Origin of the sequence: Pseudoalteromonas sp. US3C1013 (assembly GCF_048401115.1) — a bacterium.
GTDB lineage: Bacteria > Pseudomonadota > Gammaproteobacteria > Enterobacterales > Alteromonadaceae > Pseudoalteromonas > Pseudoalteromonas undina.
The window spans coordinates 1,280,208-1,305,177 of the sequence record NZ_CP183075.1; the positions used below are offsets into that span (position 1 = coordinate 1,280,208).

Sequence of the window (24,970 nt, forward strand, 5' to 3'; positions counted from 1 at the left end):
CTACAGAAAGCTTTGACCTAGTAAAAAAGAACAACAATCATACGAGGAAGTATTTAAAATCAAAGGCTTACTTTTTTATAGATAGAAATAGTCCAAAACAGGGCCTTTACCCATTCCCCCTCTATAGCTTTTAACTAGAGCTTTTTGTTCCATGTTATAGGTGATCCCCCCAGCTAAACAAGATTCTGCTAACACAGGGTTATCTTCAACAAGTTTCAAGTAATTACTTTTAAACCAATTGACAACTACGTTACGCAAAGCTTTACCTTCATCTCTACTACTTGTCTTATAGCCTTTTATCCATAGAACATTAAGGCAAAATCCCAGGTAGCGAGTTGATTTATAATTTGGGAATCTTTCAAACTCCTTAATTTCGTCATATATGATACGCCTTACTTTATGTAAAACTATCCTCCTAGCTTCTGTATCTTCAGCAAACCTGCTTATTAACTTCCCCCATACCGTATTGTGTTGAATAGTCCAGCATGTATCTATCGGAGAACGAACATAAGCCGCTGCATGTATTAATTCAGCGTAAAATTTTGCAATTTTATCGTATAAGTTTTTTTGATTTTCTTCTTTGGGCTTAAGAGCAATCAGATGAGGTGTTACGTCCTGCTTACCCAAAACAGTTGTGAGTTCGTGCGCAAAATTTATTAAAACTTCAAACTTTTTATATGCATCATTTCGCCAATCTAAATCAGTATTATTGAACTCAGAAATACCAAGAGAGAAACTCTCTATATCACTTATGGCCCTGTATAAGATAAATGAATGAGCAAACCAATAGCCTTGTTTTAAGTAAGACTCAAAAGTTAACAAAACCATATCACAATATTTGTTGAGTTGTTCTGAATCCCAATCATCACGTTCTTTATAATTAACATCAAATACAGAGCGATTACCTAGCATATTCAGCAGTTTGTAATTACCGAACATAGATGAACTTAGTGGTTTAATGTAACCCAACAACCCAGACTCGTATCCATGATCTTCATGGTAAATTTGAGAATTTTTGTTCTTGATCAATTCAGCCGTAAGATTTGAAGTTAATGTGGAAAAGCTTTCAACATGAATGATATCTTCTTTTGATAATGCATCAAACAATACCAATGCCGTATTAGGTGATACGTCTGCTATGCATTGACACATACGTCTATTTGCCAATAGTAGAGCCATATCATTTGCGAAATAGCTAACATGATCGGTTTTTAGTTCTTGAGCGACAGCTTTCTGGTTATTTGCAAGCTTGACAATATTTGGGATTGATAATGAAAGTTCATCACTTAAAATTTTGATTTCTTCAATATTTCCTTTCAATACTACTCGATATAGTTGCATTGAAAACTTTTTATAATTTTTATTAGAAAACTTGGGAGGGGAAATAAAAGCATACCAAAGCCAAATAATAACTATTGATAGAAAGATGATTGCAAAACTGCTTTGCCAAGCAGCTTGTGACATATTCCATGTTACTGTTGGCCATTTTTGAGCAACCCAAAACTCTGTTATTAATGTGCCAATGCCAATAGCAGTGATAAGAAAAAAAATCGTTTTATTTAGATTTACAGGAGATACTGATATTCTAAATTTATACCTAAAGTCAGTAATCGTATACACAATCAATAACAGAGCAAGCCCCGTCAGAAATTCAGAAAAACCAAAAATCGTACTAGTAGAGCTACCAGCCTCAACTAAACAAAGTCCTAAAAAATCCCAATTACATTCCATTTAAGCTGCTCCATTAATATTATTTTATTTACTTTAGTTGGCTGATATGTTTTGGTTAACTAACTATAAATTCTTTATTAGCACTGAAGCTGAGGATATCAGATGCGCGGTACACATGTTGAGCTATACCTACTCGCTGGGCTGGAGTAGTCGGCTCGGCATCACTTCTTTTATCTTTTAATGACTTTTCGTTTGTACGACAAAAGTTATTATAAACACGCATTATTTCAATTAGCTTACACATCCACGTAGGGTTATAGCCTGCATATACATTCCAGCGTTTTGAGTTTGTCGCACTGGTAACAGGTCGTTCAAGCATATTAACTAGTCTACGTAATACTTGAAACCAGTTATCTACGCCATTAAGCGATGTGGACTGCAATATCATTGATGCTTGCTCTATTGAATCGGCATTAATCCCTGTTAAGGGCTGCACGGCAACAAAGCGAGAGTTAGGGTTAGGATTGATAAGCCATTCTGAACGTTTACCAGGTTGTGTTACAGGTCGGTCAAACTGAGTCTTCCACATACGTTGCCATAACTGCTTCTCTGATTCATCAGGGTAATCAGCTTGCAGGGCTAATGCTCTTGCCTTTAACTCTTCAGTCATACCTGCGTCTAACAAATTAGCGCCACCACTTTTATCGGTAGTTAGAATGTAAGCATAGAGCCTATTTTGAGCAATCATGTCTTGAAATACAGATGGGAAAGCAACCTTAAAGCCACTGTCATTATCCAAAAAATAGATAAAGCTTTGGCAATCAACAAGTAATCTTTTAACTTTTTCAAAATGAGCTAGTGTACTATAAGTTTGATGAACTAAAAGCCCTTTACGTGGCATTTGCAACGGGACATTGATGAAGTTGTTATCTGTTGGCGATTCAACTTCATCATCCGATAGTACATATTGACCAAAGCGTCTGTAGTACCGAGGTTTATCACCTTCATTCTTTCGCTTATATTCACTCTTGATATAGCCTGAATCGGATGTTGGGTCGAAATTCACTGTTGATGCCAATACGTAACCAGATAAGTTATCTACCGTGGATGTATTAACAACCCTAGTGGGCATTGGTGTATGTGTATCATTCCAGTTAGATAAGTAATATTGACGGTCACAGCTTAATATTGGCGCAACCTCTGCGAAGCGACTAGTTAAAGAAGCTTCGTGAAGGCGGCTAAACAATAAAGATTGTTTATAAAAGAAGTCGATCTTATCGTATACAGTTTGAGGATTCAGACCAAGCACATCTGCCTGTCTGTTGACGATACCTTTATTTACGAATGCTAAGTAAAAAGGTTCATTTACATCTCTGCGATAATGTTTTTGCTGGGGATCTCGAACTACTGAAAAGTTCTTACCGCATGATTTACATTGATAACGTTGTGAGCCAAGCAAAGGCTGAAGCTCTATCTTGATTTTCGGTTTACGATTATTAGTACCTTTAGGAATTTTGGGAGTAGCCCACACCCTTGTCTTTCGAGTTAAGCCATTCTTTTTGTAAATATTAGGGTGACTATAAATCCCTTTACCTACATTATCACAACCTTTTAAGCTGTTTGTACATGAAGGCTCTGTGGGTACACCAATAGAATTATTGCGAATAGATTCTTGAACATATGCTCTGTTGTTAATCATTTTGAAGCTTTCATTGCATAACAGACATGTCAGTAAATGTGATTCAATCCTTTTACTATAAGTAAGTTTATAATCATTACCTAAGCCTCTGCTGGGTGTTTTATCAGGCTTTAAGCGTGGATTTTTAGCTGGTATACCAAAATTACCGCAATCAGCATTTTTACAAAAGTTAAGCTGCACCATATGACCCGTTACAGGGTGTTTGTAGGCGCGTGGTATGATGATAGCTTTAGGTTCTCTATGTTTTACTTGTTGAGGAGTATGCTTTAGTGGTTCGATTGAGCTATCTATTAATTTGAAGTATAGAGATGCGGTTAAGTTAGCATCAACATATGCGCCATGGATTTTTCTAGAAGATGTATCAATTGAATAACGCCTGCAAGCATTGTTCAAAGAAATTTTGTTAACACCTAGAACTTGCTTAGCTAACTCCATAGCACAAGTTACCCGTTTGCAATGTGTGACTAAGGATATATTTTTGCCAATATGACGAAACTCAGACTCTATAAAACCAATATCGAACGATTTGTTGTAAATAACTAAGTGAGAATCTTTTAGAAAAGATAGTAAGTTATCAGCGATATCTTCAAATTTTGGCTTACCGATCCGGCTTGCATCAGTAATACCATGAATTTTTAAAGCGCCTTTGTTAGAACTTTTACCAGCTCCTTCAAGGATTGTTTGAATAACTGACCCTGTAGGGTTTCCAGAAACATACTCAATACAAGCAATATCAATGACTCTATGATTGCCATTTTGTGTGCTTAAGCCAGTAGTTTCAGTGTCTAGAAAGGCGATACGTTCATTTTTCATCTATACTCCTTTAATAAATAGTATAGTAAAAAACTCACAAAAACAAAGTTAACTCATTGTTTTATATGTACTCCTCGTACGATTTCATTTAAAAGGTGCTAGCTATATCTCTTTAATTTAGCAGGTTTTATATGAAAAATGGCTATTCAATCTCTTGAATAGCCACAGTTTGACTTAATAGCCCGGGTTTTTACCGAGCTTTTTTTTGTAAAAATTACCTATGTAGTTTGGAAGAATTGCATTATTGAATATCGCAATAGAAGTTGTTTTTGTTTAATTGTCTGATTTTAATGGTTTATTTTTTTGGCATCGTATTTGTATCACTAAAATTGAAATTTATTAATACAAGGATACGTCTTATGAAAAAATTAACGATAGCTTCTACTGTTTTAGCCGCATTGAGTTTAGCAGCTTGTTCTTCAAATCAAGGTTTAGAAAAAATCGACAGTGATTTTGCAAGCTTAGATAACGACAGCGATGGCTTTATTTCTAAAACAGAAGCCGACGATGATAGTATTTGGCAGCACTTTTCAAACATAGATACAAATATGGATAATCAAATAAGCCGTAATGAATATGATGCTTATATGCAGCTAAATGCTGGAAAAGTTGCTACAGATAGTGAAGTGAGTGAGTCTGCATTTAAAGCTGATATTGCCAAGTTTGATAAAATAGAAAATGATTTTAAAAGCTTAGATAATGATAGCAATGGCTTTATTTCAGTTACTGAAGCTGATGACGATGATATATCAAATCATTTTGGTTACATGGATCGTAATAAAGATAAACAAGTAAGCAAAAAAGAGTTCAACAGCTATATTCAAAAGCATGGTGATTCTGTTGCAGAAGATGATGCACTTGAGCAACTTAAAAACAGTTAAATTACGTTACTGAATGTACTTGATATCAAGCCAGTGTTTTTCACTGGCTTTTTTATGCCTATGAAACGTTATTTTGTTAATATATTTTCCTAGTTTGTGATTGTTCTGTCATAATAGATGGCTGTGTGTTTTTATTAACTTAAGAGTGATTATGGTAGGTCGGCGAATTAGTGATGAACAATTAATTGAAATCATTGAAGCGGCGATTTTTGTGGCAGATAAGCCCGTATCAAAACGTCATCTTAAGGACACGGTTTTAAACGATTTAGCAATTTCTATGGCGCGCATTAATGATGCTGTAGAGGCAATTCAAGTTCATTATCAAACCCGCGGTATACGCTTAGTTGAGGTAGGCAGTGGGTATCGTTTTCAAGCGTGTAGCAGTTTAAGCCCATGGTTGAGTAATTTATGGCAAGAACGCGCTCCTAAGTATTCGCGAGCTTTACTCGAAACCTTGTCGCTAATTGCATATAAACAACCTATTACCCGTGGTGAAATTGAGCAAGTACGGGGCGTAGCAACAGGCTCAAATATTATTAAAACTCTGCTTGAAAGAGAGTGGGTTAAAGTAGTTGGGCATAAAGAAGTACCTGGGAAACCGGCACTTTATGCAACGACTAAACAATTTTTAGATTATTTTTCAATAACGGGACTTCATGATTTACCTGCATTGCCAGAGCAACAGCAAAGTAAAATTACCCAGTTATTAAGTGATCCTTCTGTGAGAGAACCATCCAAATGAGTATACAAGGTGAAAAGTTACAAAAAGTCCTAGCCCGCGCAGGGGTAGGTTCACGCCGCGAAATGGAAAAATACATTGACGCTAATCGTGTGAGTGTAAACGGTAAAGTAGCTAAGTTAGGCGACAGGGTTGAAGAAACCGATTTAATTCGTGTTGACGGCCACACTGTTAAAATTGAAGAAAAAGCTGACAGAATTTGTCGCGTAATTATGTACAACAAGCCAGAGGGCGAACTAAGTACTCGTAAAGATCCAGAAGGTCGTCGTACTGTATTCGACCGTTTGCCACGTATAGATGGCGATCGTTGGATAGCAGTAGGGCGATTAGATGTGAATACGTCAGGGTTGATGCTCTTTACCAATGATGGTGAATTAGCAAATCGCTTAATGCACCCGAGCTACGAAGTTGAACGCGAATATTCAGCTCGCGTATTTGGTGAAGTGACTGACGAAACAATGAAAAACTTACTTCGCGGTGTAGAGCTTGAAGATGGTCCGGCTAAATTTACCGGTATTAAGCCTATGGGCGGTGAAGGCATTAACCGCTGGTACAACGTAACTCTTAACGAAGGTCGTAATCGTGAAGTTCGTCGTTTATGGCAATCACAAGATGTGGAAGTGTCACGCCTAATTCGTATACGTTACGGTAAATTAGAGCTTGATAAGCGTGTACCACAAGGTGGTTGGATTGAGTACGATTTAGACACAGTTAACTATTTACGTAAAACAGTTAAACTTGGTAAAGAAACGCAAACTAAGCTGTCGGTTATCCCTGAAAAACGTAAAGATAAGCGCGCGAAAATAAATCAAATTCGTAAGGCGGTTAAAAAGCATAATCAACGTGTAAAACCGACTAAACGTAAGTAATTACGCTACTAATAAAACAATAAAGCCGCTTTTTATAGCGGCTTTTTTACGTTTAAAACTAAATATTATTTTTTAACCTGTGCGTCTAACGATTGGCCATTGATATCTTTTGAGTCGTCGCTCATTAAATACAGATAAGTTGGCATTAAATCTTCAGGTGTCGCAAGTAAATCACGATCCTCACCTGGGAATGCACTTGCACGCATCGATGTACGGGTTGCGCCTGGGTTAATACAGTTAACACGGATTGGCGTTTTTTCAACTTCACACGCCCATGTTTGCATCATACCTTCAACCGCAAATTTAGAAATTGCATAAGGTCCCCAAAACTCTCTTCCTTTACGACCGACACCCGATGAGGTAAATACCACTGAGGCACTTTTTGATTTACGCATGACAGGGAATAGCGCTTTAGTGATCATCGCTTGTGCGGTGACGTTTACTTTCATCACATTTTCGAATGTTGATGAACAAAAATGCTCTAACGGCCCTAAAGTACCTAAAATACCCGCGTTATTTAATAGTCCATCAAGGCGGCCAAATTGATTTTCGATTGTTGCGGCTAAATCTCGATAGTTCTGCTTAGTTGCACCTTTTAAGTCCATAGGCACAATCGCTGGCTGTGGGTAGCCTGCATTGACGATTTCGTCATACACACATTCTAGTTTATTAGTTGTTTTTCCTAATAAAATAACGGTTGCACCATGTTTAGCATAGGTAATAGCTGCGACACGGCCGATACCATCACCTGCGCCTGTGATCAAAATTACTTTGTCTTTAAGTGCGTTTTCAGTTGCTTGATAGGTATGCATAAAAGTACCAATGTTTAAATTTTTTTTGATTTTAACATAGCAAATCGACAAGTAATCGAATTTATTACAAATTTAGGTGGCGAAACTAGAAAGTTTACGTTAAGTTTAACTGGTCTAATGTCTCATTAATATACTAGCTACATTATTTTAACTTAATTACACTGACTATAAACACACTATAAAAATAAGATTTGTGCGGAGAACACTATGAAAAAAATGCTACTCTCGCTCTCAGTTGCAGCTGCATTAGCAGGCTGTGGCGGCGGAGAAACGTTAGAAGATGTTAAAAACGATTCAGTTACAGTTATTCCAAAAGCTACGGTAAAGTTTGACCCTGCAAATGGTGTAATTTCGGTTCCTAATGATTTATTGATGAGTGGTACGCTTGATGGCACACTCAATATTCCTGGGGAATTAAATGACGAGAATGTTTCTATCTCTCGAGCTGAATATGCAGATCCGCAACTAGCAATAGGCGCACTTGATGGCTGGTCTACTCAAGTGCCATTCAAAATTGCTCTAACCTTTCCACCGGGCATTAGCCTTGATCAAACGTCTGCAGCTTCACCAGGCTCTGTACGTATTTTTGAAGTGATCATGGGTGCAAGCTTAACTGATGCCGAATGTTCGCAAGCACCAGCCGGTGCAGCATGTAAATTAGTAGGCGAATTGACCTTTGGCGTGGATTTTATTACACAAGGCTCTGGAGACGCGGTTGCAATTGTCCCACTTAAGCCTTTTAAAGCCGGTAGTTCATACATTAATGTGCTAACGACTGAACTGAAAGATTCACAAGGTCGCTCAATTGAACCATCTTCAACATATGCCACTGTTAAACAAGAAGCGCCTTTAGTAACGCCATCACAACTTGCGCTGCAAGGAGCTGTGAATAGTTATGAAAACGTAGTAGTAAGCTCTGGTGATATTACAAAAGACGATATTATTTTTTCTGCTGCTATGACAATGCAATCAGCAGGACCAGTGCTTGGCACGATTAAAAAGGTTTTAGCAGCAAGCTTAACAGAGCCAACAATTCCAACGCCTGCGTTGCAAATTCCAACTCAGCCTATGGCTAACGTACAACAAGCTTTTGCATTGCAGGGGGTGACTGTACCTGATGTGTTCCAAGCTGCGCAATATCAAAAAGGCAGCATTCAATTACCTATGTATTTAGGCACGCCTGAAGGTAAAGAGATCAGTGATTTAAACGATACTTACTGGCAAGGTATGTGTGATAGTGCTGTCGCTATTTTAGGCTATAAAGCGCAAGCTGGTGAAGCGTTCCCAACCGATCCTATTAGCACTAACGATGCAATGTGTGCTGCTTTGAGTGATGGACAGCTTCGTGATTTAGGGCTTGATAGCACTAAACACTTAACTAAATATAACTCACTTCCTAAAGTGCAGAGCATGGCTAATGTGCCAGTGCAAATTACTAAGCCGATTTTACCGGTTGTTAATGCATACCGTACAGGTTTAGGTTTAGAGCCATTTACTGCTATGCCAGCAGGTGGTTGGCCAGTAGTGATTATGCAACACGGTATAACCACACAAAAAGAAAGCATGTTAACACTAACAGCACAGCTTTCACTGCAAGGCTTTGCCACAGTTGCAATTGACCATCCTCGTCATGGCGAGCGTGGTGTAGACGTTGATTTAGACGGTAATGATGACTTTAACGCAACGACAGGCTCTGTACTTAGTTACATGAACTTGAGCTCATTATTAGTAGCTAGAGATAGCCTACGCCAGTCAAGTGCTGACTTACTTGGTTTACGTTTAGGTCTAAACTTCAGCGGTGATAGCACAATGAATTCACAAGATGTGTCTTACATTGGCCATTCTCTGGGATCAATTGTAGCGCCTGCGTTTATTGCACAAGCTAATAGTCCATTGGCCGACCAAGTAGACCCATTATTTAAGGTTAACGCTGTAGCATTAGCAAGTGGTGGTGGCGGTATTGCAAGCTTCTTACTAGAATCAGCAGCGTTTGGTCCATTTATTCAAGGCTCTGTACTTTCTCAAGCAGGTACTGCTGAAGCTGATGAGTTCAATGCATTTTTAAACGCTGGTGCGTTATCAAACTGTGGTGCTTTGTTACCAGACATGCAGGACTTCTTAAGCTGTGGCTTTAATGAATTTGCAGCATCGCTAACTATGGCGGGAGAAACCGATAAACTTGCTAATATAAAGGGCGTAATGACGCAGTTTGTATTTGCAGCACAAACAGCATTAGATAGTGGCGACCCAACCAACTATGCAGCAACTGTTAAAGCACTAGAAACGCCAGTGTACATGAATGTTGTTGTTGGTGATGGCACAGATAATAACAAGCCAGATCAAGTTATTCCGCCAATGACTGCTAACAATCCAATTGCAGGTACAATCCCTTTAGCCAACTTTATGGGGTTAGAAACAGTAAGTACATCGCAAGCGCCAACAGAGATGGGCTCTAGCTATTTAGTTAAATTTAATACCGGCCATCATGGGTCAATATTAACACCTGCACAGGATGAAGGTGAGTCGTCTACAGTTGCGGGTAGTGCAGCTGCGAATGCTGAAATGCAATTGCAGGTTGCTACTTACCTAGCTTCAAGAGGGCGCCTTTTAATGGTGCAAAACACTGAGGTTGTGACGAATTAATAATCAACCACTCAATTAAGTACTAAAAGCCACTGTATAGTGGCTTTTTTTTATTTTAAAGCATGCTAAATTGACTGAAATTTATAAACGGAGAACACAGTTGGAATTTTTATACGAGTACGGTTTGTTTTTTGCTAAAACCATTACCTTTGTTATTGCTATCGCTGTCATTTTGACCTTAATTGTAAGCTCGGCTGTTAAGCCAAAAGCAAAAAAAGGTGAGATAGAAATAGATGACTTATCAGAGCAGCTTACTAATATAAAAGAAAGCTTTTTAAATAATACGCTAGGTAAAAAAGAGCTAAAAGCCTATCAAAAGCAACAAAAAATAGAGCAAAAAAAAGCTGAAAAAGAAGAGCCTAAATCACGACTCTATGTTATTGACTTTAACGGCAGCATGGATGCACATGAAGTAGAGAGTTTACGCGAAGAAGTGACTGCGATTATTTCAATCGCGGACCCTGAAAAGGACAAAGTGTTAGTTCGTCTTGAAAGTGGTGGCGGCGTTGTGCATGGCTATGGTTTAGCTGCATCACAACTACAACGTTTTAAGTCAGCTGGTATTGAGTTAACCGTATCAATAGACAAAGTCGCTGCCAGTGGTGGCTACATGATGGCTTGTGTGGCTGATCATATTATTGCAGCGCCGTTCGCAATTGTTGGCTCTATTGGTGTTATTGCACAAATTCCAAACTTTAATAAAATATTAAAGAAGAACGATGTTGATTTTGAACAAATTACGGCGGGCGAATTTAAACGTACGCTAACACTTTTTGGTGAAAATACCGATAAAGCCCGTGAAAAATTTCGCGAAGAGATAGAGCAAACCCATGTGTTATTTAAAACCTTTGTGAGCACACAGCGTCCCAGTTTGAATATGGACTTAGTGGCAACGGGTGAACATTGGTTTGCAACCCAAGCGATTGAAAAAGGCTTAGTTGATACCATTAAAACCAGTGATGATGCCTTACTAGAGCAGCAACATCAGCATCAAATATACAAGGTGCAATATAAAATTAAAAAAGGGCTAAGTGATAAGCTTGCAATAGGGCTCAGCCATGGTGTGAATAAGGCAGGAGTGAGTTTAATGTCAAAATTTAAGGCGTTAAACCCTTAATAATTTCATAGCTTATACATAATAAAAAAGCCTTGTTACTTAATGAAGTAGCAAGGCTTTTTTTATAACTTAAGATAGAAGCTGTTAGTCAATTGACTTGTGATAGTCTTCTAAATCTTTAGCTGCATTAGGGTCGTTGAAAATACTTTCATCTAATTCACCCTCACTTTTAGCCACAACACAGGTTACCATACAATCGCCTGTTACATTTACTGCGGTTCGGGTCATATCAAGTAGTCTATCAACACCTATTATAATTGCGATTCCTTCAACAGGTAAGCCTACTTGGTTAAGTACCATAGCCAGCATAATTAAACCAACGCCAGGAACACCCGCTGTGCCAACCGAGGCAAGCGTTGCTGTTAGTATTACCATTAAGTAATCAGAAATAGTTAAATCAACACTAAATACTTGAGCAATAAATACCGTAGCGACACCTTGCATAATTGCAGTGCCATCCATATTAATGGTGGCGCCTAATGGAATAGTAAATGAGGCCACTGAGTTATTAGCGCCTAGCTTCTTAGTTGCAGTCTCAAGTGTGATAGGCATAGTTGCGCTTGAACTTGAGGTACTAAAAGCAAATAAACAGGTGTGTTTCATTTTAGCTAAGAAAGTGAGCGGGTTTAGGCCTGTAAGTACTTTTAGCAGCAGAGTGTAATTTACGAATGCATGCAATAACAGGGCTAAAACAACCACGCCAAAATACTTAGCTAAGCTCACAATTAAGTTAAGCTCGATGGTAGTAAATAACTTAGCCATTAAGAAAAATACGCCGTAAGGAGCAATATTCATTAATAATGTAACTAGTTTTAAGATAACGGTGTTTAAGTCTTCAAATACTGTTGCTACACGTTTACCTGCTTTACCGCTAAGCGCCATTGCAATACCAAATAATAAAGCAAATACAATAACTTGTAGCATATTACCTTTTGCCATTGCTTCAAAAGGATTGGTAGGGAACATATCAATAATAACGCGAGCTAAAGTTGGCGCTTCTTTTGCGTCGTAGCTTGCTTGAGAAGGAAGCCCAATCCCTTCACCTGGGTTAAATAGTAACGCCAGTGTAATTGCCACTGTAATAGCTATCGCTGTGGTAACCAAATATAGGCCAATCGACTTTCCACCTAAACGGCCTAATTTTTTAGGATCGCTTAAACTACAAGTACCACACACAAGCGATACAAAGACGAGGGGAACAACTAGCATTTTTAAACTAGCTATAAATATTTGCCCACCTACATGAAAAAGGCCATCAACAAAAAAGGCTTTAATTGGCAAAGAGAATAACCCAAGAGGGATTAGGTAATCGTCTTCACCAGCTAATATAGCCTGAAATATAAAGCCTACTGCAACACCAAGCACCATACCAATCATGATGCGAGTAGTTAAACTCATTGAACGGATTTTAGACATATTTCCAATCTATTTTTTATAAATTTGGCATAGACTAACAGCATGTAATTTTTTTTACAGGAAAAACGTCAACTTTTTAAAAATTTTTATCGCAAAAAGAAGTAAAAATCTGAGATTTTAGACTAAGTTATAGGTTAACATTAAGTAAATAAGTTTAACTTAGTAATAGCGCATTGGAGAAACATATGCCTTTAACCCGTTTGCTTAGCATTATATTGCTCAGCTCATTACTCATTGCTTGTGGCGGTGGTGGCTCACTTGAGAAAGAGACAGGAACCGTTGGTGGGGATACTGGAGGCGACAATGCCGTACTAGATACCCAAGTTGAACTTAATTTTGAAGATCGAATCGTTACCGCTAACAATCCGCTTGAGGTCGTTGCGACTGTAACTGACAGTGATGGACAGCCTGTTGTTCGTCAAGAAGTTAGTTTTACTACAACACTTGGCTCTTTCATACCTGCTACAGCAAGCGCATTAACAAATACAAGTGGTGTTGCAACTATTGAGCTCAGTGCAGGCAGTGTTGAAGGAGCGGGAACTATTGTTGCCAGCTACGAAGGCTCCACAAGTAAGCTCGGTTTTTATACCGCAGGTGATGAGCCGCAATCTAATGAATCGGCTGCAAATATTGACATTAAAATCTTACAAAACTGTCCTGATAGTTGGTTAAATATTGATAGAGATTCTACAGAACTTGATCCATCTGATTGTTCACAAAATAGCAACTTACTTGGGCAACAAGCGATTGTTTATGCAAAAATCACAAAACCTGGTAGTAATACGCCAGCCAGTAATGTACTGGTTCAAGCGACAACCACGCTAGGAATTTTACTACCAGAAAGCTTAACAGCTAAAACTGATGCGTTTGGTGTGGCTATTTTGAATTTATTGCCTGGCAGTAGCTCAGGTGTTGGTCAAGTTGAATTAACCGCACAGGGCGGAATTGCGAGTGCTTTATTTGAAATTAACGCTGTTCAAGTAAATGTTAATTTAAGCGCGGGTATTGCTTCGGGTGATGTTTTATCTGCAGGTTCTACCACGATCATTACAGCTGAGATTGTAGATGGTAGTAATAATGTATTTACTACACCCCTTGAAGTGCAATTCACTTCTGCTTGCGCAGAAGAGTCGACCCCTAAAGCCACTATCGATAATGTGGTAACGAGTATTGGTGGTACGGCAAGTGCAACTTATAAAGCTGATGGCTGTAATGGTATAGATACGATTACCGCGACTGTGGTTACTGGTGGTAATGTTGCAACAAAAACTATAAACATCAATGTAGCTGCAGCTCAAACTGGCTCAATTGCGTTTATGGGGGCGACTAATCAAGTGTTAGCTATTAAAGGAGCGGGTGGTCAAACCTTGACCGAGAATTCAGAACTCACCTTTAAGCTTTTAGATGTAAATGGAAATCCAGTGGGTCAAAAGCAAATTGATTTTGCACTTTCACAAAACCCTGGAGGGGCTCTATTAGACAGCGCATTTCAATTTACTAACAACGAAGGTTTAGTGACTGTAAACGTTCGCTCAGGAAAAGCTGCTGGTATTTTATCTGTGATTGCTTCGCATCAGATTGATAGTAGTGATACCTCACAGAATAGTGTGATCTCTATTGTTTCTAATGACATTACTATTACGACAGGTGTGCCAGATCAGGATAGTTTCACGCTTGCAGTGCAAACCTTTAATACCGAGTCATTAAACGAAGCAGGAGTAACTACAGACTTAACCGTATTTGCAGCCGATCATTTTAATAATTTTGTACCAGATAACACGGCAATTTATATTGCCAGTGAAGGTGGTGCAGTTGGCACTATTGATGATGAACAATTTACACCTTTATTACTTTGTCGCACCACAGACGGTGTGTGTAAAGCGCAGTGGCGTAGCCAAAACCCAGTCCCATATCATTACAGCATTTATAATAATTCTGTTGCAGATAAATGCGACCGTTATTTTGGACAATCTGCACCTTGTACTTTAGGTATTAGAGAGTCACAACTCGACGCAAATGGTAACTTAATTAATTATCTAGACAGCAATGGCGATCCAATTGCGCTAACTGATGCGCCTAATGACTCGCCAATTGATTACCCACTAGGTGGACGTGTTAGCTTACTCGCTTATTCTGTGGGTGAAGAGTCATTTAATGATGTATCTGCCAACGGTGAATTTAATCAAAACGAGTTTGACTCAACTTTACAAGATTTACCTGAAGCCTTTATAGATTTTAATGAAAATGGGGTGTTTGATGGGAATTTACCAGCGCCAGTAAACCCTGTGGATTCTAATGGTGGTGAAGATGAGTGGTATGTGGAACGCTCAGGCCCATTAAATAATGGCCTGTATGATAGTGGTGATGGTATATACAATGGCTTGTTATGTAGTGATGAGGCCCTTGCTGCAAATGCGTGTACTCGTGAAACAGTTAATGTGCGCGCTCGTTCAGAGTTAGTTATGTCAGGTAGTACACCTTACATTAGAGCTGTAACGGCTTTAAATGACTGTAGTTTAAGTGATGGTATTCGCTTAGAAGCTTCTGATATGGCAGGTATGTGCGACATAAATCTTATTGATATCAGCGACTCAACGCCCTACAGTGCGATTTCAGTGACTATTTTCTTCAGCGATATTCATAACAATCCACTGCCTGCGGGCACTACAGTGAGCGTCACTGCCGACAATGGTGTATTAAGAGGGTTAACAGATTACACCGTGGTTAATACAGCACAAAAAACGCCAATCTCTGTTTCAGTTAATATTACTAAAGAGGCTGAGCCAAATGATGTTGATTCTGGGTTTTTATACATTGAGTTTGAAACGCCAGGAGGTGTGAAAACCCAATATACCGTGATGTCGATTTTAGACGAACCTAAGGTTTAAAATATGTGAAGGATAAAAAATGCCAACCAATAAGGTTGGCATTTTTGTTTCTATTCTATATATTCCACATCAATTATTCAAAAAACGCTGGTTTGTTTAAATTAACAACAGAAATTGTTTGTTTATTCAGTAAATACTGAAAAGTTTGTATTAAAAGCTTGTAAGAACTAGTGTTTGTAGATATACCTATAAATATTCGCGCCGCATGAGTCGGCTAAACACATTTAAAAAACTAGGTTAGAAATAGGCAACTATGGGCAAATCGCTAGTAATTGTAGAGTCACCTGCTAAGGCTAAAACAATTAATAAATACTTAGGTAATGATTTTATCGTGAAGTCCAGCATTGGGCACGTACGAGATTTACCTACATCAGGATCAGGCAAAAACAAAGTACCAGCAAGCAAAACACCTGCTGAGGTTCGTAAAATGCCACCTGATGAGAAAGCAGCGTATAAACAGCAACGTGACTACTCTAACTTAGTCGCGCGTATGGGCATCGATCCCGAAAAAGGGTGGGAACCACATTACGAAGTATTGCCGGGTAAAGAAAAGGTTGTTCAAGAATTACAAAAGCTTGCCCAAAATGCTGATCAAATCTATCTCGCAACGGATTTGGATAGAGAAGGGGAAGCAATTGCTTGGCACCTTCAAGAAATTATTGGTGGCGAACCTGAAAAGTATAAGCGCGTCGTGTTTAACGAAATCACTAAAAATGCAATACAACAAGCGTTTGAAACACCGGGTGAATTGAACACCGATATGGTTTTTGCACAGCAGACCCGTCGTTTTCTAGACCGTGTGGTTGGTTTTATGGTCTCACCTTTGTTGTGGGCTAAAGTTGCACGAGGTTTATCGGCAGGACGAGTTCAATCTGTTGCAGTGCGTTTATTAGTAGAACGCGAACGTGAAATTAAAGCGTTTATTCCTGAAGAGTTCTGGGATATTCATGCAGATGTTAAAAATAGCGAGTCTGACTTACGTTTAGAAGTCACTAAACAAGCAGACAAGCCATTTAAGCCTGTAAATGAAGCACAAGCTACAGCAGCAGTTAAAAGCCTTGAGAATGCCGAATACAAAGTTGTAAGCGTTGAAGAAAAACCAAGTAAGAGTCGCCCAAGTGCGCCATTTATTACTTCAACCATGCAACAAGCCGCCAGTACTCGACTCGGTTATGGCGTTAAAAAGACCATGATGCTTGCGCAGCGCCTATATGAAGGTGGTTACATTACCTATATGCGTACCGATTCTACTAACTTATCGAAAGATGCGGTTGAGATGTGTCGTGAGTATGTAACCAATGAGTTTGGTGCAAAATATTTACCTGCTGATCCAATTAATTACAGCTCAAAGGGTAATGCACAAGAGGCGCACGAAGCGATTCGTCCTTCCAGCGTATCGGTACTTTCAGGGCATGTTGAAGGTGTGGATGCAGATGCTAAAAAGCTTTATGAGCTTATTTGGCGTCAGTTCGTGGCTTGTCAAATGGTGCCTGCTGAATACGACTTAACCACATTAACCGTTGCCGCCAATGATTTCACATTAAAGGCAAAAGGCCGTGTGCTTCGCTTCGATGGTTGGACTAAAGTACAGCCAGCAGTGCGTAAAAAGAACGAAGAAGATCAATCACTTCCTGCTGTTAAGCAAGGTGAAGTTCTCACCTTAGTTGAGCTTGATCCTAAGCAGCATTTTACCAAGCCGCCAGCACGTTTTAGTGAAGCGAGCTTAGTTAAAGAACTTGAAAAACGTGGTATTGGCCGTCCTTCAACTTACGCGTCTATCATTTCGACTATTCAAGATCGTGGCTATGTTCGAGTAGAAAATCGTCGCTTTTTCGCTGAAAAAATGGGTGAAATCGTTACCGATCGCCTAGTTGAAAACTTTACTGATTTAATGAACTTCGATTTTACCGCTAAAATGGAAGGTCGTTTAGATGATATCGCTGAAGGCGAGCGTGTTTGGACGCAAGTTCTCGATAAGTTTTATGCTGATTTCTCAACCCAGTTAAACATTGCTAAAGGCGAACCAGATGAAGGCGGCATGCGTCTTAATCAAATGGTAGAAACCGATATTGACTGTCCAACCTGTGGCAGAAAAATGGGCATTCGTACTGCTTCAACGGGCGTATTCTTAGGCTGTACAGGTTATAACCTGCCACCTAAAGAGCGCTGTACTACTACTATGAATTTAGTGTCGGGTGATGAAGCGGTTGCAGCTGATGTTGAAGACGTTGAAACAGAAACATTAATGCAAATGAAGCGCTGTCCAATTTGTGAAACAGCGATGGATTCATACCTTATCGACGAAACCCGTAAATTGCATGTGTGTGGTAATAACCCAGCATGTCAGGGGCATGTTGTTGAAGAGGGTACCTTTAAAATTAAAGGCTACGACGGCCCTATTATCGAATGTGATAAATGTGGCGCTGATATGGAATTAAAATCAGGCCGATTTGGTAAGTATTTTGGTTGTAACAACGATGAATGTAAAAATACACGTAAGTTGTTAAAAAATGGCGAAGCTGCGCCACCAAAAGAAGATCCAGTTCATATCCCTGAATTAGAATGTGAAAAGTCTGAAGCCTATTTTGTATTACGTGATGGCGCGGCCGGTATTTTCTTAGCTGCAAATACGTTCCCTAAATCACGAGAAACACGTGCTCCTAAAGTAGAAGAGTTACAACGCTTTAGAGATCGTATTTCGCCTAAGTTTTACTACCTAGCTGATGCACCAGCCAAAGATCCTGATGGCAACCTTGCTGTTGTGCGTTACAGTCGTAAAAACAAAGTCCAATATGTGATGACTGAAGTTGATGGTAAAGCAACTGGTTGGACGGCCCATTACGAGGGTGGTAAATGGGTAGAAGAGGCTAAGAAAAAAGCTGCGCCTAAAAAGAAAGCTGCAGCTAAAAAAGCGCCAGCTAAAAGTAAAGCTAAAGCTAAAGCCAAACCAAAAAAAGATGATGAATAATTAATTATTCATCGCTTTAATAATAAAAACCGGAACGCACAGCCTGTGACAGTTCCGGTTTTTTTTGCATTATCAAACCTATCGCAATGGCATTTTTAACCTGATTTTTTATTTTACAGAGTTAAAATGTAACCAATTTAGGTTTGAACCGCTCAATTGTTCATTAAATCTTAACAGCAGTGACTTTGTTATAGCCTTCAGATGTTAGTTCATCATTCACACACTTTAAAACATAGTTATAAATTGTTTCATCGCTTACGTCGTCTTCTTTAGCCCAGCTAACACACATTTCTGTGAATTCTTGAATCGTTTCGGCTGAAGCGTCTGTAGTATCGCTTGCAACTGCATTTGCAGCTGATAAAACGAAAAATGGTGCAACGATTAACGCGAGTAATGCTTTATTCATTTTTTTATTCCTAAAAATGGAGTAACAATCGAGTTATGCATTCAAATAATGCCTACATAAAACAAGTGTAACCAAGCCAGAACATCTCTGTTGGTAAACTGATTTTTAATCACAATTCACATAAAGGAAAACGAAAAATTTTTATCGTCAGGATAAGCATATTGTGTACCTACTTTTAGGCTGAAGTGATTGTGTTAGCGTTTAATTTAAGCTAATGTCGCGTTTTAATTTTTAGGTGCCCCTATGTCAGAGCCACACACAAATAATACAAATAAAAAAATACACCCTGTTCATAAAGTAGAGCATGCGCTTGAGTCGTTGATATTTAAAGGACGCTGGTTACTCGCCCCATTTTTTGTAGGCTTATTATTTGCTGTGCTTTTACTACTTATAAAGTTTTTTAAACAACTATATATGATGGGGATAGCGACGTTTACTGCTAGTAATCAAGAGCTGTTGGTTGGTATTTTAACTTTAGTTGATACTGCATTGTTAGCAGGTCTGCTGTTGATTATTATTTTTAGCGGTTACGAAAACTTTGTCTCTAAGCTTAATATCGAAAATCATGAAGACCGCCCTGTATGGATGGGTAAGGTCGGGTTTTCTGGTTTAAAAATGAAGCTGATCAGTGCAATAGTGGCCATTTCTGCCGTTGAGCTGCTTAAGGTATTTATAAGTTCTACGTCTCATTCTAATAATGAATTACTCTGGAAAGTACTGATACACGTTACGTTTGTGGTATCAGGTGTACTATTTGCTTTTACTGATTATTTAAATAGTAAAACAATTAACCACTAAAAATTTGTTATAAAAAACCCGAGCAATGCTCGGGTTTTTTATTTGTAATAATTTTAAATATTAACTGCAGTTGGCGTAATAACTACCAAATGGCTCAACGGTCAGTGTTTTATTATTGAGCTGCGCGTTGTAATGAGAAAGCGCGCTATGCTCTTTTTCAACAACAATATCAATAGCAAGCTCTGCTTTTGCCCCGCTTAAATTGAATACACACAACATCTTTTCTTCGTTTAACGTGCGGTAAAAAGCCAAAATTGGCTCGGCGGTTTGTATAAACTCAATATCACCTTCAAGTAATACTGGCTGGTTTTTACGCCAGGCCATAAACTCACGGTACGCATTTAATATTGAGTTTGCATCATTCTCTTGTTCAGCAACTGCTTGGAGCTTGTGTTGTTGATCAACAGGTAACCACGGTTTTACCTCGCTAAATCCTGCATTGTGTGCATTTGGTTGTGAGTTATTACGGTTTTCCCAAGGCATTGGGGTACGACATCCATCGCGACCTTTAAAGTTTGGCCAAAAAGTTATGCCGTATGGGTCTTGTAAATCTTCAAAAGCAACACTGGCTTCACCGAGTCCGAGTTCTTCACCTTGATACATACACACGCTGCCACGTAGTGAAGCGAGTAGGGCGGTCAACATTTTACATTGCGCTGGGTTTACCTCTCCCGTTTCACTCCAACGGCTAGCAACACGTTCTACGTCATGGTTACTAAATGCCCAGCAAGGCCAGCCTTCAGTCATGCGTTGCTCAAGTGTAGTAACGGTATTTCTTATATACTCGCTTGAGTAATCATCCGTTAACAGCTCAAAGCTATAACCCATATGCAGTTTATCGCCGCCTTGGGTGTATTCTGCCATTGTGGCTAATGAATCTTCAGATGAAATTTCACCCAGTGATACGGTACCAGGGTACTTGTTGAGTAAAGTACGAATATCACGCATAAACTCTATGTTTTCAGGCTGGGTATTATTGTAGTAATGGTACTGAAATGCATACGGATTATCTTCGCTAAAGCCACGGCCTTGACGCTTTTCTTTTGGTTTTGCTGGGTTATCACGAAGCAAAGCGTCATGGTAACAAAAGTTAATTGCGTCTAACCTAAAGCCATCCACGCCCTTTTTAAGCCAAAACTCAACATTATCTAGTACGGCTTGGCGAACATCGGGGTTATGAAAGTTAAGATCAGGCTGTTCAGTAAAAAAGTTATGTAAGTAATATTGTCCACGACGTGGCTCCCATTGCCATGCACCGCCACCAAAAATAGACAACCAATTATTAGGTGCTGTGCCGTCTTCTTTAGCATCGGCCCATACATACCAATCAGCTTTATCGTTGGTTAAGTCTTCACGGCTATCAATAAACCATTGATGTTGGTCTGAGGTATGGCTAAGCACTTGGTCAATAATAATTTTAATATCGCGTTGATGCGCTTGCGCAATTAACTCATCAAAATCTGCTAAATTACCAAAAAGCGGGTCAATATCACGATAGTCGCTAATATCATAACCAAAATCTTTCATCGGCGATTTAAAGAAAGGTGAGATCCAAATAGCATCCACCCCTAAGCTTTTAATGTAATCAATACGATTTATTATCCCTTTTAAATCACCAATGCCATCGTTGTTGCTATCTTGAAAGCTACGCGGATAAACCTGATAAATAACCGCACCTTTATACCATTGCTTTTGGGCCATGCTTTTCTCCGTTTTCACACTGTCTTTGTGTTGTTCTTTTTTTAGAGGTAATAATCCCCGTTTATTTGAAAAAGCATACTTGAAGCCTGTCATACTGTAAAAATCCTGCATACGTATGCACCGATTTTAAGGTATTAAAACTGGATGAAATAATCGTTCAGGCAATCGATTTGAGTCGTGGATTATTCTTATTATATTTTACCAATTCTAATATGGAGTTGTTAATTTATTGTTTGCGCTGTTTAGGTGCACAAAAACAAAGGTCTGCACTGAGTTGGTGTTTTTAGTTATTGGTCTTACCAATTTAATTTGTGTAGATAGTGTGTTTAGTAATTAATTAAAAAATAAAATTTTCTTGCTTCTCTTTATCAGCGTTTTATGAAAGGTTTATTTCATAAAAAAATAAATAGTGGTTATCACTTAACTCATAAAATACTCTTGCACCAAAATAACCTATTTTAAAACAGTTGGTTACATGTTGGTTTGTAAATTTAATGTTAAATTTGTGCGTGCGGTGCTATTTTGAATACGTATGCAATAAGTTGTTAATAAAATAATACGAGCGTTAATATTCATCCTGACAACAAAATAAGCTCGCATGTTTAACTATCACTTAAGCAAGTAAGCGGGTATCACATTATGGGTAACGGGAAAACATTATGGCTATGTTCAAACCAAGTATACTAACGCTAGCATTAACTGCTGCCGGATTATCAAGCTTTGCCACCACTGCGGCACAAGAAGAAACAATAAAAAATGATGATGTAGAAATCATCGAAGTGAAAGGTTTTCGCGGTAGTGTTGTTGAATCAATAAATACTAAGCGTTTTTCAACACAGGTGGTTGAGTCAATTTCTGCTGAAGACATTGGTAAACTTCCTGATTCATCTATTGCAGAGTCAATCGCACGTTTACCAGGTTTAACAGCGCAACGTCTTGATGGCCGTGCTAGTCGTGTAAGTGTTCGTGGTTTTAGCGAAAACGAAAGCGCAACAACATTTAATGGCCGTGAGCAGGTATCTATTGGTGACAACCGTGGTGTTGAGTTTGACCTTTACCCATCAGAAATAATGAGCGGTGTTACTGTTTATAAAACGCCAAGTGCTAGCATTGAAGCTGAAGGCATTGCCGGTGTTATCGACATGCAAACGGTAAAGCCTTTAAATAAAGGTGAACAAGTGATCATGTTTAATGGTCAGTATGAGCAAACTAGCTTTGATAAATTAAACCCAGATGGCGATGACAAAGGGTTTCGTGGCACCGTTTCATACATAGACCAGTTTGCAGATGACACTATAGGTGTAGCATTTGCTTACAACACAATGAGTTCTCCAAACCAAGAAAAACGCTGGAATTCTTGGGGTTATCCAGAGTTCACAGGTAATGATGGACAAAACTATTCAATTTTAGGCGGCGCTAAACCTTTCGTACGTTCATCAACACTTGAACGTGATTCAGCGATGCTAGTTGTAGAAGCTGCACCAAATGACCGTTTAAACATGACGTTTGATGCATTATATGTAGATTTCAACGACGAAAAAATCTTACGTGGTATCGAAGTACCTTTCGCCTGGGGTCAAGGTAGCATCGACCCAAATAGTGTTACTGTAGATGAGCAGTCTGGCTTTATTACCAGTGCAGTAACGCAAGGTCAGCGTGTTGTTGTGCGAAATGACTATGAAGAGCGAAAAGCAGAACTATCACAATTTGGTTTTAACGCTAAATACGATATTAACGATGATTGGTCAGTTGAATTTGATGCCAGCCACTCAGAAGTTGACCGTACGATTTGGAGTATTGAGAGTTACTCAGGTACTGGCCGTGGCGATTCAAATGGTGTTGCCGATAACATAGGGTATGCATTTGATGGTGGAAATACGGGCGCACAATTCACTCATGAGCTTGATTACAGCGACTACGACTTAATTCAATTAGGCGGTCCTTTATCTTGGGGAAGCAGTGCTGCGCTTAATAATAAGTACGGCTTAAATGACACGGCTTATCAAAATACCGCACAAGATGGCTTTATTAATGCCCCAGAAATTAGCGATGAGCTTTCAACGCTTAAGTTAGCGGCCAGTAAAGTACTTGAAAACGAATACTTTAGCCGTATTAACTTTGGTTTATCTTACCGTGACCGTGAGAAAGTAAAACAGTCTGAAGGCTACTTCATGACTTTAAAAGATTTTTCTTTAGATAATCCTGGTATGGTATCAGTGCCAGAGCAATACCGTTTAGGCTCAGCAAGTTTAGACTTTATTGGCATGGGTGACATGATTGCTTATGACACCAATGGCCTGGTAAATGATGGTTATTACGATCTATTACAAGAAAGCTTAACGGATCAAAAACACTTAACGCGTTCGTGGACGGTACAAGAAGAAGTTACCGCTGCATTTATTCAAGCAGACATTAACGCTGAGATTGGTGGCATACCGGTAACAGGTAATGTGGGTATACGTTATGTACGCACTGAGCAGTCATCACAAGGCTTCGAAGCATCAAATATTAATGGTTTAGTGGTTGCATCACCTACTGATATTAGCCACGACTATTCAAATGTATTACCAAGCTTAAACTTATCTTTTGCAATCGACCAAGAGCAAACAATTCGTTTTGGCGCGGCTAAAACAATTTCTCGTGCTCGCCTTGATGAAATGCATGCATCGATTGAGACAAGCTATAACAGCGAAAAGCCTGACGAAAATGGTAACTACTGGTCTATATCTGGTGGTAATGCAGAGCTTGAACCAAAAGAAGCAACAGGCTTTGATTTAACATACGAAAACTACTTTGATGCAGAAGGTTACTTTTCAGCAGCGTTATTTTATAAAGACATTGACCAATGGATTTTTGATGAGCGTTATGATGTTGATGTAACAGGTAAAGAAGACCCTGCAACCGGCGAAGTTCCTCCTGCGGATAGAAATACAGCTACCCGTTCAAGTAAAGTAAATGGTGGCGATGGTAATTTATGGGGCTATGAGCTTTCATTATCATTCCCTTTCAGTGTATTACATGAGTCATTAGAAGGTTTTGGTTTAATTGCGAGCCACACCAGCGTTGAGCAAGACTTGCAAGATCAAAACGGAAACGATTACGAACTACCAGGTTTGTCAGATAAAATTGATAGCCTAACTGTGTACTTCGAACGCAATGGTTTCCAAGCACGTACCAGCATGCGTAAACGTAGTGACTTTAAAGGTGATATCTACGGTTCAGGTTTTGCAACACAACAAGTTGATATACTTGGCGAGACTATTTGGGATGCGCAAGTAGGCTATGACTTTGCTGATTCTGGTATTGCTGGTTTTGAGAACTTATCAATGACGTTCCAAATTCAAAACATTACCGAAGAAGCGTTTACATCATTGCAAGGCGATAATGCGCTGCAAGTGCGTGATTACCAAGACTATGGCCGTACTTACTTACTCGGTGTAAGCTACAAGCTATAATAAGTTTTGTATTATGAAGCCCTTGTAATTAGTTTTACAAGGGTTTTTTTATAGCTACTTTACCTAAGTTTTATCAAACTTTTTAAATTCTGAT

The 24,970-nt window shown here is 39.0% G+C and carries 15 protein-coding genes; 9 read left to right on the forward strand and 6 right to left on the reverse strand.

Going from position 1 to position 24,970, the window contains the following annotated elements; all coding sequences use genetic code 11:
- Positions 1 to 75 precede the first annotated feature (75 nt).
- Positions 76 to 1,731 carry a hypothetical protein gene (locus ACNSN2_RS05940; RefSeq protein WP_418608771.1) on the reverse strand — a complete coding sequence of 552 codons (1,656 nt, stop codon included), beginning with the start codon at positions 1,729 to 1,731 and terminating at the stop codon, positions 76 to 78.
- A gap of 55 nt (positions 1,732 to 1,786) precedes the next feature.
- Positions 1,787 to 4,183: an exonuclease domain-containing protein gene (locus ACNSN2_RS05945; RefSeq protein WP_418608772.1), complete on the reverse strand. Its 2,397-nt coding sequence runs from the start codon at positions 4,181 to 4,183 to the stop codon at positions 1,787 to 1,789.
- A 359-nt stretch (positions 4,184 to 4,542) separates the two neighbouring features.
- On the opposite strand from ACNSN2_RS05945, the gene ACNSN2_RS05950 reads away from it, so the two are divergent.
- The 3 genes from ACNSN2_RS05950 (at position 4,543) to rluB (ending at position 6,672) form a co-directional block, all read left to right on the forward strand.
- Positions 4,543 to 5,064, forward strand: a complete 522-nt coding sequence (locus tag ACNSN2_RS05950) for an EF-hand domain-containing protein (protein ID WP_418608773.1) — start codon at positions 4,543 to 4,545, stop codon at positions 5,062 to 5,064.
- A 151-nt stretch (positions 5,065 to 5,215) separates the two neighbouring features.
- Positions 5,216 to 5,806, forward strand: coding sequence for an SMC-Scp complex subunit ScpB (gene scpB / locus ACNSN2_RS05955; protein WP_008110002.1), 591 nt, complete (start codon positions 5,216 to 5,218; stop codon positions 5,804 to 5,806).
- Positions 5,803 to 6,672 (forward strand): 23S rRNA pseudouridine(2605) synthase RluB, encoded by an 870-nt coding sequence (gene rluB / locus ACNSN2_RS05960; protein WP_008110001.1) that lies wholly within the window; start codon positions 5,803 to 5,805, stop codon positions 6,670 to 6,672. Before scpB ends, rluB begins: the two co-directional genes overlap by 4 nt.
- Positions 6,673 to 6,737: 65 nt before the next feature.
- On the opposite strand, the gene ACNSN2_RS05965 is transcribed toward rluB, so the two are convergent.
- Entirely contained in the window at positions 6,738 to 7,484 is a 747-nt protein-coding gene (locus ACNSN2_RS05965) for a YciK family oxidoreductase (RefSeq protein ID WP_109874741.1), read from the reverse strand.
- 207 nt (positions 7,485 to 7,691) lie between these two features.
- Between ACNSN2_RS05965 and ACNSN2_RS05970 the strand changes: the two genes are divergently transcribed.
- Together ACNSN2_RS05970 and sohB are read left to right on the forward strand one after the other, a co-directional pair.
- A complete protein-coding gene (locus tag ACNSN2_RS05970) occupies positions 7,692 to 10,127 on the forward strand; it encodes a VolA/Pla-1 family phospholipase (RefSeq protein ID WP_418608774.1) in 2,436 nt (811 codons plus the stop codon).
- 100 nt (positions 10,128 to 10,227) lie between these two features.
- A complete protein-coding gene (gene sohB, locus ACNSN2_RS05975) occupies positions 10,228 to 11,244 on the forward strand; it encodes a protease SohB (RefSeq protein ID WP_138626862.1) in 1,017 nt (338 codons plus the stop codon).
- Positions 11,245 to 11,328: 84 nt separating this feature from the next.
- Here sohB and ACNSN2_RS05980 read toward each other — a convergent pair whose 3' ends face one another.
- Positions 11,329 to 12,660 carry a dicarboxylate/amino acid:cation symporter gene (locus ACNSN2_RS05980; RefSeq protein ID WP_054200804.1) on the reverse strand — a complete coding sequence of 444 codons (1,332 nt, stop codon included), beginning with the start codon at positions 12,658 to 12,660 and terminating at the stop codon, positions 11,329 to 11,331.
- Positions 12,661 to 12,845: 185 nt separating this feature from the next.
- Here ACNSN2_RS05980 and ACNSN2_RS05985 point away from each other — a divergent pair, with 185 nt between their 5' ends.
- Complete coding sequence (locus ACNSN2_RS05985) at positions 12,846 to 15,548, forward strand: hypothetical protein (protein WP_418608775.1); 2,703 nt, start codon at positions 12,846 to 12,848, stop codon at positions 15,546 to 15,548.
- A 253-nt stretch (positions 15,549 to 15,801) separates the two neighbouring features.
- Positions 15,802 to 18,516 carry a type I DNA topoisomerase gene (gene topA / locus ACNSN2_RS05990; RefSeq protein ID WP_418608776.1) on the forward strand — a complete coding sequence of 905 codons (2,715 nt, stop codon included), beginning with the start codon at positions 15,802 to 15,804 and terminating at the stop codon, positions 18,514 to 18,516.
- Between the two features lie 163 nt (positions 18,517 to 18,679).
- Here the strand turns inward: topA and ACNSN2_RS05995 are convergent, their stop codons facing one another.
- Positions 18,680 to 18,922 carry a hypothetical protein gene (locus tag ACNSN2_RS05995; protein ID WP_075169312.1) on the reverse strand — a complete coding sequence of 81 codons (243 nt, stop codon included), beginning with the start codon at positions 18,920 to 18,922 and terminating at the stop codon, positions 18,680 to 18,682.
- A gap of 243 nt (positions 18,923 to 19,165) precedes the next feature.
- Between ACNSN2_RS05995 and ACNSN2_RS06000 the strand changes: the two genes are divergently transcribed.
- Entirely contained in the window at positions 19,166 to 19,720 is a 555-nt protein-coding gene (locus ACNSN2_RS06000) for a TIGR00645 family protein (RefSeq protein ID WP_075169311.1), read from the forward strand.
- Between the two features lie 60 nt (positions 19,721 to 19,780).
- Here ACNSN2_RS06000 and ACNSN2_RS06005 read toward each other — a convergent pair whose 3' ends face one another.
- Positions 19,781 to 21,421, reverse strand: a complete 1,641-nt coding sequence (locus ACNSN2_RS06005; RefSeq protein WP_138571208.1) for an alpha-glucosidase family protein — start codon at positions 21,419 to 21,421, stop codon at positions 19,781 to 19,783.
- Between the two features lie 659 nt (positions 21,422 to 22,080).
- Here ACNSN2_RS06005 and ACNSN2_RS06010 point away from each other — a divergent pair.
- Positions 22,081 to 24,876: a TonB-dependent receptor gene (locus ACNSN2_RS06010; RefSeq protein ID WP_138621051.1), complete on the forward strand. Its 2,796-nt coding sequence runs from the start codon at positions 22,081 to 22,083 to the stop codon at positions 24,874 to 24,876.
- The last annotated feature ends 94 nt before the right edge of the window (positions 24,877 to 24,970 follow it).

Coding starts and splice junctions, on each gene's coding strand:
- scpB (WP_008110002.1), top strand. CDS start 5,216: ATGGTAGGTCGGCGAATTAGTGATGAACAATTAATTGAAATCATTGAA.
- ACNSN2_RS05950 (WP_418608773.1), top strand. CDS start 4,543: ATGAAAAAATTAACGATAGCTTCTACTGTTTTAGCCGCATTGAGTTTA.
- ACNSN2_RS05970 (WP_418608774.1), top strand. CDS start 7,692: ATGAAAAAAATGCTACTCTCGCTCTCAGTTGCAGCTGCATTAGCAGGC.
- ACNSN2_RS05980 (WP_054200804.1), bottom strand. CDS start 12,660: ATGTCTAAAATCCGTTCAATGAGTTTAACTACTCGCATCATGATTGGT.
- ACNSN2_RS05945 (WP_418608772.1), bottom strand. CDS start 4,183: ATGAAAAATGAACGTATCGCCTTTCTAGACACTGAAACTACTGGCTTA.
- ACNSN2_RS05965 (WP_109874741.1), bottom strand. CDS start 7,484: ATGCATACCTATCAAGCAACTGAAAACGCACTTAAAGACAAAGTAATT.
- ACNSN2_RS05940 (WP_418608771.1), bottom strand. CDS start 1,731: ATGGAATGTAATTGGGATTTTTTAGGACTTTGTTTAGTTGAGGCTGGT.
- ACNSN2_RS06010 (WP_138621051.1), top strand. CDS start 22,081: ATGGCTATGTTCAAACCAAGTATACTAACGCTAGCATTAACTGCTGCC.
- topA (WP_418608776.1), top strand. CDS start 15,802: ATGGGCAAATCGCTAGTAATTGTAGAGTCACCTGCTAAGGCTAAAACA.
- ACNSN2_RS06005 (WP_138571208.1), bottom strand. CDS start 21,421: ATGGCCCAAAAGCAATGGTATAAAGGTGCGGTTATTTATCAGGTTTAT.
- ACNSN2_RS06000 (WP_075169311.1), top strand. CDS start 19,166: ATGTCAGAGCCACACACAAATAATACAAATAAAAAAATACACCCTGTT.
- ACNSN2_RS05995 (WP_075169312.1), bottom strand. CDS start 18,922: ATGAATAAAGCATTACTCGCGTTAATCGTTGCACCATTTTTCGTTTTA.
- ACNSN2_RS05985 (WP_418608775.1), top strand. CDS start 12,846: ATGCCTTTAACCCGTTTGCTTAGCATTATATTGCTCAGCTCATTACTC.
- rluB (WP_008110001.1), top strand. CDS start 5,803: ATGAGTATACAAGGTGAAAAGTTACAAAAAGTCCTAGCCCGCGCAGGG.